This is a genomic window from Pseudonocardia sp. DxW (assembly GCF_058448985.1).
In genome coordinates this window covers 239604-248213 of record NZ_JBZFLK010000011.1, presented here as the reverse complement: position 1 = coordinate 248213, position 8610 = coordinate 239604, and the positions used below count along the sequence as shown (strand labels likewise).

Genomic DNA, 8610 nt, shown 5'->3' with positions numbered 1-8610 from the left:
CGCTGCCGGCGGAGGTCGCGGGGTTCGGGCCGATCCCGGTCGGGTTCCTGGCCCGGGCGCGCGGGCGCAGGCTGTTGCGGCGGTTGTTGACGGTGTGGGGCACGGTGATCGGTGGTGACTCCCGGGCGCGATGTTTCCCCGGCCGGGCTGGCGGATCTGATCCGGGCCCGGGACCGGCACCGGTGCAGCGCCCCCTACTGCGACGCTCCGGCCCGGCAGATCGATCACGTGGTGCGGGCCGCGGAGGGTGGCCCGACCGGTTTCGACAACGGTCGTGCGGTCTGCGAGTGGCACAATCAGTTGCGTGAGCAGCCCGGCTGGTGGGTCGAGCCGACCGCCGAGGGCACCCGCACCACCACCCCGACCGGGCACACCTACCTGCACCGGACGGAACCGCTGCACCCGTCAGGCCAGCCGCGGCGCGACCACCCCGACACCCGGCCCGCTCAGCCCGGCGAGCCCGGCCGGTCGTCCCGCGGCGACGAGCAGTAGCTCCGGGGCGGGCCCGCGCAGCTCCGCGCCGTCTCCGAGGGTCCATCCGGAATCGGCCGACACCACCCGCACGCCCCGCAGCCGGGCCGGACCACCCATGAATCGGTTGGTCGCGACGTGCGCCAGGCACGCGGCGACCACCTCGGGCGGCGACTCGTGCACCCGGCCGAGCGGGCGGACGATGTCCTGCGCGTGGATCACCAGGTCCATCAGCGGGTCGAGCGGTCCGCTGAGCGGCATCCGGCGGGAGGTGGTCGCACTCTGCCGGAGCCGGGCGATCAACTCGGCCCGCGGGTGCTCGTCGGACAGGGCGAGAGCCTGGTCCCGGGTCATCCGGTCGAAGTCGAACCGGGCGCGCACCGCGGCGACCAGCATCCGGCCCGCGGTGTCCCGGGTAGTGGTCGTCAGATGTGCGACGACGTCCCGCACCGTCCAGCCCGAACACAGCGAGCCGGTGACCCACTCGTTGTCGGTGAGCGAGTCGACGAGGTCGGCGACCGCCACGCGCTCGGCGGACACCGCGCGGTCGATCGCCGCGCGGGGCAGGGTCGGTGTTGTCATGCCGGGATCGACCGGCCGGTCCCCGGGAAGTCATCGGCCCGCGGGTCCGGCCGCACGGGTCAGGGAATGAGCACGATCTTCCCGGTGGCGTGCCCGGACTCGACGGCGGCCAGCGCCGCACCCGCCTCGTACAGCGGGCGGGTCTGCTGCACCAGCGGATCGAGCTCGCCCGCGGCGACCAGCCGGGCCAGCTCGGCGAGCACCGCGGGACCGCGGTCGCGTTCCACGGCCCGGCCGCCGAGCTCGGCGACGGTCGGCTTATCGGCGACCGAGTACAGCGCCCCGATCGGGACCAGCGGCGCGACGGTGCGCAGCGCGTCCCCGCCGACGAGGTCCAGCGCGCCGTCGATCCCGGCGGGTGCGGCGGCCCGGATCCGGTCCACCACCCCGTCGCCGTACCCGACCGGGGTCGCGCCGAGCCGGGTCAGCAGGTCGTGCTTGCCGGGACTCGCCGTCCCGACGACGTGCAGCCCCTGCAACCGGGCCAGCTGGACCAGCGGCAGCCCGACGCCGCCGCCCGCACCGTTCACCAGCAGCGTCGCACCCGGCTGCAGGTCCAGGCTGCGCAGCGTGTCGAGCGCGGTCCCGGCGGCGACCGGCAGCACGGCGGCCTGCTCGGGGGAGACCCCGTCGGGCCGGTGCGCCGAGAACGACGCGATGGTGCGGGCGCGCGGCGCCCAGCCGCCCAGCATGCCGGGGCAGCCGCCGAACACCTCGTCCCCGACGGCGAACCCGGTGACGCCCTCGCCGAGCGCCAGCACGGTGCCGGCGACCTCCCGGCCGAGCACCGCGGGGCCCGTCGTGCCGTAGGAGCCGTTGCGGACCCGCCAGTCGCCGGGATTCACCCCGGCGGCGCGGACCTGCACCAGCAGCTCGTCCGGTCCGGGCACCGGCTCCGCGACCTCCAGGAAGGTCTCCTGCTCCGGCCCGCCGGCCCGTCCGAACCCGTACCCGCGCATGGTCTCCGACCCTAGTCGCCGGTCGCCGGGCCGAGCTTCTCCCACAGGAACGCGTACGCCAGCGCCGCCATCCGGGCCGCCTGTGCGTTGTCCGCGGCGCCGCCGTGGCCGCCCTCGATGTTCTCGTAGTAGGTGACGTCGTGGCCGGCCGCCTCCAGCGCCGCGGCGAACTTGCGGGCGTGCCCGGGGTGCACCCGGTCGTCGCGGGTCGAGGTCAGCAGGATGACCGGCGGGTAATCGGCGTCGGGATCGATCAGGTGGTAGGGCGAGAACGTCCGGATGAAGTCCCAGTCGTCGGTGTCCGGGTCGCCGTACTCGGCCATCCAGGACGCCCCGGCGAGCAGGTGGCTGTAGCGCTTCATGTCCAGCAGCGGCACCTGGATGACGACGGCGCCGAACAGCTCCGGGTAGCGGACCAGCATGTTCCCGGCCAGCAGCCCGCCGTTGCTGCCGCCCTGCACGGCGAGCCGGGACGGCGCGGTGATCCGCCGCTCGACGAGATCGCGGGCCACCGCCGCCATGTCCTCGTAGGCGCGCGGCCGGTTCTCCCGCAGCGCGGCCCGGTGCCAGCGCGGGCCGTACTCGCCGCCGCCGCGGATGTTCGCGACCGCGTACACCCCGCCGCGGGCGAGCCAGGAGCGCCCGGTCCCGCCGGAGTAGCCGGGGGTGAGCGCGATCTCGAAGCCGCCGTAGCCGTAGAGCAGGGTCGGTGCGGTGCCGTCGAACGGCAGGTCCGCGGGCCGGACCAGGAAGTACGGCACCCGGGTGCCGTCGTCGCTGGTGACGAAGTGCTGCTCGATCACGTGCCCGGAGGGGTCGAAGAAGGCGGGCGCGCTCTTGAGCGTCTCCGGCGGGCTGCCGACGGTGGCGATCGCCAGCGACGCCGGGGTGAGGTAGTCGGTGACGGTGAGCCAGACGTCGTCGCTCTCGTCGCTGTCCACCGCGGACACGCCGATGCTGCCGAACTCGGGCGCGCCCGGGAACGCCGAGCGGGTCCAGCCCGCCTCGCCGGGGGTGAGCACGGACAGCCGGTTGACGACGTTCTCCAGCACGTTGAGCACCAGGTGGTGCCGGGTCCAGGTGTACCCGGCCAGCGACGACTCGTCGGTCGGCGCGAACAGCACCTCCCAGCCGGGGGTGCCGTCGAGGACGTCGTCGAACCGGGCGGCGAGCAGCGACCCGGCGGGGAAGGCGGCCCAGTCCTCGCGCAGCTCCAGCAGCAGCCACTCGCGTTCGACGTCGGCGATCGCCGAGTCCGGCACGTCGATCTTCCGCAGCTCGCCGTCGTCGCCGAGCAGGTACAGCTCGTCGGCGTAGAACTCCAGCGCCCGCCGCACGAAGATCCGCTCGAAGCCGGGGGTGTGGTCGCGGTACGCCGACACGCTCAGGTCATCGGGCTCGCCGGCGAAGACGAGCTCGGCCTCGGCGAGCGGGGTGCCGCGGGTCCAGCGCCGCACGGTGCGCGGGTAGCCGGAGTCGGTGGTGGTGCCCTCGCCGAGATCGGTCGCGACCAGCAGGGTGTCCCGGTCGAGCCAGGACGCGCCGCCCTTGGCCTCCGGCCGCTCGAAGCCGCCGGGCACCCAGTCCCGGGTGACCATGTCGAACTCGCGGGTCACGTCGGCGTCCGCGCCGCCCCGGGACAGGTCGATCAGCACCCGGTCCAGGTCGGGGCGCAGGAAGCGGGCGCCGTGCCAGACCCAGTTCTCGCCCTCGGCCTCGTTGAGCGCGTCGACGTCGAGCAGGATCTCCCACTCCGGGGAGTCGGTGCGGTACTGCTCGGGGGTGGTGCGCCGCCACAGGCCGCGCGGGTTCCGCTGGTCGGTCCAGAAGTTGTAGTAGTAGCCGCCGCGGTGCCCGACGAACGGGATGCGGGCGGGGGCGTCGAGCACCTCCCGGATGCCGGACTCCAGCTCGCCGAACAGCGGTGTCGCGGTCAGCCGCTGCTCGGTGCGGGCGTTGCGCCCGGTCACCCACGCGAGTGCCTCCTCGCCGGTGACGTCCTCGAGCCAGGCGTGCGGGTCGTTCGTCATGCCCCGATCATGACTCAGATCCGGAGGTCGGCGTCGCGGACGTCGGTCACCAGCATGTGGCCGGGCTCGTGGGTGATCGCCAGCGGCAGCCGGGACTCCAGCACGGCGGCCTGCGGGGTCACCCCGCACGCCCAGAACACCGGGACGTCGTCGGCGGTCATCCGCACCGGATCGCCGTGGTCGGGCCGGTCCAGGTCGGCGATCCCGAGCGCGGCCGGGTCGCCGACGTGCACCGGTGCGCCGTGCACGTCCGGATAGCGGGCGGTCACCGCCACCGCGGTGTCGACGAGCGCGGCGGGCACCGGCCGCATCGACACCACCAGCGGGCCGGACATCCGCCCGGCCGGGCGGCAGCGCCGGGTGGTCCGGTACATCGGCACGGTGCTGCCCTGCGCCATGTGCCGGACCGGGACGCCCTCGGTGAGCAGCGCGTTCTCGAAGGTGAAGCTGCAGCCGATCAGGAAGGCGACCAGGTCGTCGCGCCAGTGCTCGCGCACGTCGGTGGGCTGCTCGGTGAGCTCGCCGTCGACGTACACCCGGTAGCCCGGCAGGTCGGTGCGGATGTCGCCGTCGAACAGGGCGCCGGCGAGGTCGCCGGGCTCCAGCACGTCGAGCACCGGGCAGGGCTTCGGGTTGCGCTGGGCGAACAGCAGCACGTCCCAGGCGTACTCGCGGGGAACGGCGATCAGGTTCGCCTGGGTCCAGCCCGCGCACCAGCCCGAGGTGCTCGCGACCACGCCGTCCCGGAACCGTTCCCGGGCCTGCGCGGGTGTGAGATCGAGGGCGGCGCTCACGAGGCGAACGCCCCGATCGCGATCCCGGCGCCGGCCAGCGCGTCCCGCACCCGCTGGGCCATCGCGACCGCGCCGGGCGAGTCGCCGTGCACGCAGGCGGACTCGGCGCGCACCGCGACGTCGGTGCCGTCGACCGCCCGGACCACGCCGTCGGTGAGCATCCGGACGACCCGCTCGGCGGCGGCGCCCGCGTCGTCGAGCAGGGCGCCGGGCTCGCGGCGCGGCACCAGCGCGCCCTCGGCGGTGTAGCCGCGGTCGACGAAGAACTCGGTCACCGGCCGCAGCCCGGTCCGCTCCGCCTCGGCCAGCAGCTCCGAGCCGGGCAACCCGAGCACCGGCAGCGACGGGTCGTAGGCGCGGACCGCGTCGACGACCGCCCGGGCCTGCCCGGCGTGCGTGCGGGTCGCGTTGTAGAGCGCCCCGTGCGGCTTGACGTAGCGGACCCGGCTCCCGGCGACCCGGCACAGCCCGTCCAGCGCGCCGATCTGGTAGATCACGTCGTCGGTCAGCGCGGCGGGCTCGATGTCGAGGAACCGGCGGCCGAAGCCGCGCAGGTCCGGGTACGACACCTGGGCGCCGACGGTGACGCCGGCGGCGGCGGCCCGGGTGGTCGTCGTGCGCAGCGTGGACGGATCGCCGGCGTGGAACCCGCAGGCGACGTTCGCCGAGCTGACCAGGCCGAGCATGGCGTCGTCGTCGCCGAGCACCCACTGGCCGAAGGACTCGCCGAGATCGGTGTTGAGGTCGATGTGCGGTGTCATGCGAACAGCTTCCCGATGTTCTCGGCGACGAACTGGTACCCGACGAACAGCGTGACCAGCCAGCCGAGGAAACCGGCCGCCAGCAGCCAGCGCGGGTAGCGGTAGCCGCCGAGCAGGTCGCGCCGCCGCCAGGCCACCCACAGCAGGATGGTGAACCCGACCGGCAGGATCAGCCCGTTGAAGGCCCCGGCGAAGATCAGCAGGGTGACCGGGGCGGCGCCGGCGACCAGGAAGACCGCCGTGCTGAGCACGATGAACCCGACGGTCAGCAGCCGGGTGGTGCGCTCCGGGGTGCTGCGCGAGGTCAGGAAGGACACCGAGGTGTAGGCGGCGCCGATCACCGAGGTGATCGCGGCGGCCCAAAGGATCACGCCGAACAGTCGCATGCCCACCTCGCCGGCCGCGGCGGCGAATGCGGCAGCCGCCGGGTTGTCACTGCCGGCCAGGTCGACCCCGGTGGTGACGACGCCGAGCACCGCGAGGAACAGCAGTACCCGCATGACACCGGTGATCAGGATGCCCTGGACCGAGCTGACCGCGACCCGGCCTGCGTTCTCCGGTCCGTACAGGCCGGAGTCGAGCATCCGGTGCGCACCCGCGTAGGTGATGTACCCGCCGACAGTGCCGCCGATCAGGGTGGTGATGGCCAGCCAGCTGATCTCGTCCGGGAGCACGGTCTGCCGCAGCGCGTCGCCGACGGGCGGTCCTGACACGATCGCGACGTAGGCCGTCAGCCCGATCATCAGCAATCCGAGCAGCACGACGATCCGGTCCAGCGCCATCCCGGCCCATCGCACGCTGAAGATGCCGATCGCGAGCAGCGCGGAGATCGCGCCGCCGATCGCGGGTTCCAGGCCGAGCATCGCGTTGAGGCCGAGCCCGGCGCCCGCGACGTTGCCGATGTTGAACACCAGCCCGCCGAGCACGACCAGGCCGGTGAGCAGCCAGCCCGCCCCCGGCGTGACCCGGTTGGCGAGCTCGTGCGCGCGCATCCCGGAGACGCCGACGACCCGCCACACGTTCATCTGGATCGCGACGTCGACCAGGATCGACACGAGGATCGCGAACGCGAACGCGGCGCCGAGCTGGGCGGTGAAGGTCGTCGTCTGGGTGATGAACCCGGGGCCGATCGCGCTCGTGGCCATCAGGAACATCGCCCCGAACACGGCCGTCCTGGTCGCGGTCCTCGTCGGCCTGGCCGTGTCGTCGCTCATCGCTGCCTCCCGGGGTAGCGGTCGTCCAGCGCTGCAGGTCGGAAGAGTGTGGCGGATTGTCCTACGATCCTGCAATCCTAGGTGGGGTATTCCTCGTTAGGATCTGGTTTCGTGAGTGACGTGAACACCTCCGTGCAGGACGCGCTGGCCTCGCTGTCGGCCTCCCGCACGGTCGTGGTGCCCGCGTCCGAGCGGGTCGCCGACCAGATCCGGATCGAGGTCGCCGAGGCGCGGTTGCGGGTCGGCGCCCGGCTCCCGGAGCAGGCGCTCTCCGAGGCGCTCCAGGTCTCCCGCAACACCATCCGGGAGGCGCTGTCCCAGCTGCTCGCCGAGCGGGTGCTGGTCCGGATCCCGAACCGCGGCGTGTTCGTCGCCCAGCCGGGGATCGACGACATCCGCGACGTCTACTCGGCCCGCCTGGTGATCGAGCCGGGCGCGGTCCGGTACGGCATGCTCGCCACCGACCCGGTGGCGCTCTCGGCCGTCCGGGACGCCTACGACCGTGGGCGGGCGGCCGCCGAGGCCGGGGACTGGACCGGGGTCGCCGACGCGAACCAGCACTTCCACCGCGACGTCGTCGCACTCGGCGGCAGTCCCCGGCTGGAACGTGAGATGGGACGGCTGCTGGCCGAGATGCGGCTGGTCTTCCAGCGGATGCCGCAGGTGCGCGAGTTCCACGAGCCGTACCTGGCCCGCAACGGCGAGATCGCCGCGCTGCTGACCGCGGGCCGGACCGAGCAGGCCGCCGACGAGCTGGCCCGCTACCTGGTGACCGCGCGGGACCAGCTGCTGGCGGCCTACGCCCTGCTGTGAGCCTCGATCAGTGCAGCTGCCCGGCGCGCAGCAGCACCGCCGCGCGGTGCCCGACCCGCAGTCGCTCCAGCGGGCGGACCCCCGGGGGCACCGGCACCGTGCGGCCCCGATCCACGGCGACCACGACCGCGCCCGGATCGAGCACCGATCCCACCGCGGTCAGGAACGCGCCGGGGCCGGTCGGGGCGCCGTCGTCCGCCGGGGCCCAGGAGGTCTGCCTGCCGTGGGGCAGGTCCGCCAGCACCACGTCCGGCGCCCGGTCGCGCAGCGCCGCCCGGGTCCGCTCCCGGTCCAGCGCGTCCGCCACCCCGACCGACCAGGCGGGCCGCCCGATCAGGACCAGTGCCCGCGCATGCGCGGCCGCCCCGGCGTAGGCCGGCTTGCCGTGCCGGGCGGCGAGCGCGTCCAGCTCCGCGGCCCGGGCGTCCAGGCCCCCCGCCGAGAGCAGCCCCAGGTTGCGCCGGGCCAGCTCCAGCGGCGCCGGATCGGCGTCGGTGCCGGTGAGCGCGGTGATCCCGCCCGCGAGCAGGCCGAGCACGGTGAGCGTGACGCCCGCCCCGCAGCACGGGTCCCACACGGTGACCCGGTCCGGCCGGGCCAGGTGCGACCGGGCCCGGCCGAACAGCTCGACGGTCAGCCGGACCGGCAGGGTCGGCCGCCCGGGAGCGGAGACCAGCACCGCGTCCAGCGCGCCGTGGTCGGCGGGACCTGCATGCCTGTACTGCACCCGCCCAGTGTGCCCACGCGGCCGGCGCGCGCCGCCGTCACCGCCGGCGCAGCAGCAGCACCAGCCCGCCGACCAGGGTCACCACCACCAGCAGCACGGCCAGCATCCGGCCGCCACCGGCAGAGCCGGCCAGGTAGCTGAGCGGCGCGGCGAGCAGCAGCGCCAGGATCAGCGTCCAGGCGACGACCTGCCGGGTCGCCGGCCGGGCCGGGCCGGGCGTGTTCTGGATGTCCTCGTGGTCACGCACATCCTGTTCCTA

General features: G+C 74.3%; 9 protein-coding genes. 1 reads left to right on the top strand and 8 read right to left on the bottom strand.

Annotated features, from left to right (window positions below):
- Positions 1–405: 405 nt before the first annotated feature.
- The 6 genes from ACVJO7_RS19195 to ACVJO7_RS19170 are packed head-to-tail and all read right to left on the bottom strand — an operon-like array spanning position 406 to position 6811.
- Positions 406–1053, bottom strand: coding sequence for a maleylpyruvate isomerase family mycothiol-dependent enzyme (locus ACVJO7_RS19195; protein WP_491674016.1), 648 nt, complete (start codon positions 1051–1053; stop codon positions 406–408).
- A gap of 59 nt (positions 1054–1112) precedes the next feature.
- Positions 1113–2012, bottom strand: a complete 900-nt coding sequence (locus ACVJO7_RS19190; RefSeq protein ID WP_491674015.1) for an NADP-dependent oxidoreductase — start codon at positions 2010–2012, stop codon at positions 1113–1115.
- Positions 2013–2023: 11 nt separating this feature from the next.
- Positions 2024–4042: a prolyl oligopeptidase family serine peptidase gene (locus tag ACVJO7_RS19185; protein ID WP_491674014.1), complete on the bottom strand. Its 2019-nt coding sequence runs from the start codon at positions 4040–4042 to the stop codon at positions 2024–2026.
- A gap of 14 nt (positions 4043–4056) precedes the next feature.
- A complete protein-coding gene (locus tag ACVJO7_RS19180) occupies positions 4057–4836 on the bottom strand; it encodes a putative hydro-lyase (RefSeq protein ID WP_491674013.1) in 780 nt (259 codons plus the stop codon).
- The gene (locus ACVJO7_RS19175; RefSeq protein ID WP_491674012.1) at positions 4833–5597 is read right to left on the bottom strand and encodes a LamB/YcsF family protein; all 765 of its coding nucleotides are present in this window, start codon (positions 5595–5597) and stop codon (positions 4833–4835) included. The genes ACVJO7_RS19180 and ACVJO7_RS19175 overlap by 4 nt, the downstream gene beginning before the upstream one ends.
- Positions 5594–6811 (bottom strand): NRAMP family divalent metal transporter, encoded by a 1218-nt coding sequence (locus ACVJO7_RS19170; protein ID WP_491674011.1) that lies wholly within the window; start codon positions 6809–6811, stop codon positions 5594–5596. Before ACVJO7_RS19170 ends, ACVJO7_RS19175 begins: the two co-directional genes overlap by 4 nt.
- 111 nt (positions 6812–6922) lie before the next feature.
- Here ACVJO7_RS19170 and ACVJO7_RS19165 point away from each other — a divergent pair, with 111 nt between their 5' ends.
- Positions 6923–7624 carry a GntR family transcriptional regulator gene (locus ACVJO7_RS19165; RefSeq protein WP_491674010.1) on the top strand — a complete coding sequence of 234 codons (702 nt, stop codon included), beginning with the start codon at positions 6923–6925 and terminating at the stop codon, positions 7622–7624.
- Positions 7625–7631: 7 nt separating this feature from the next.
- On the opposite strand, the gene ACVJO7_RS19160 is transcribed toward ACVJO7_RS19165, so the two are convergent.
- A complete protein-coding gene (locus ACVJO7_RS19160; RefSeq protein WP_491674009.1) occupies positions 7632–8351 on the bottom strand; it encodes an rRNA methyltransferase in 720 nt (239 codons plus the stop codon).
- A gap of 37 nt (positions 8352–8388) precedes the next feature.
- Entirely contained in the window at positions 8389–8598 is a 210-nt protein-coding gene (locus ACVJO7_RS19155) for a hypothetical protein (RefSeq protein ID WP_344021486.1), read from the bottom strand.
- Between the last annotated feature and the right edge of the window lie 12 nt (positions 8599–8610).

Bases quoted from the DNA above. Each gene is read 5' to 3' on its own strand.
- ACVJO7_RS19195 (WP_491674016.1), bottom strand. From the start codon at position 1,053: ATGACAACACCGACCCTGCCCCGCGCGGCGATCGACCGCGCGGTGTCC.
- ACVJO7_RS19190 (WP_491674015.1), bottom strand. From the start codon at position 2,012: ATGCGCGGGTACGGGTTCGGACGGGCCGGCGGGCCGGAGCAGGAGACC.
- ACVJO7_RS19185 (WP_491674014.1), bottom strand. From the start codon at position 4,042: ATGACGAACGACCCGCACGCCTGGCTCGAGGACGTCACCGGCGAGGAG.
- ACVJO7_RS19175 (WP_491674012.1), bottom strand. From the start codon at position 5,597: ATGACACCGCACATCGACCTCAACACCGATCTCGGCGAGTCCTTCGGC.
- ACVJO7_RS19170 (WP_491674011.1), bottom strand. From the start codon at position 6,811: ATGAGCGACGACACGGCCAGGCCGACGAGGACCGCGACCAGGACGGCC.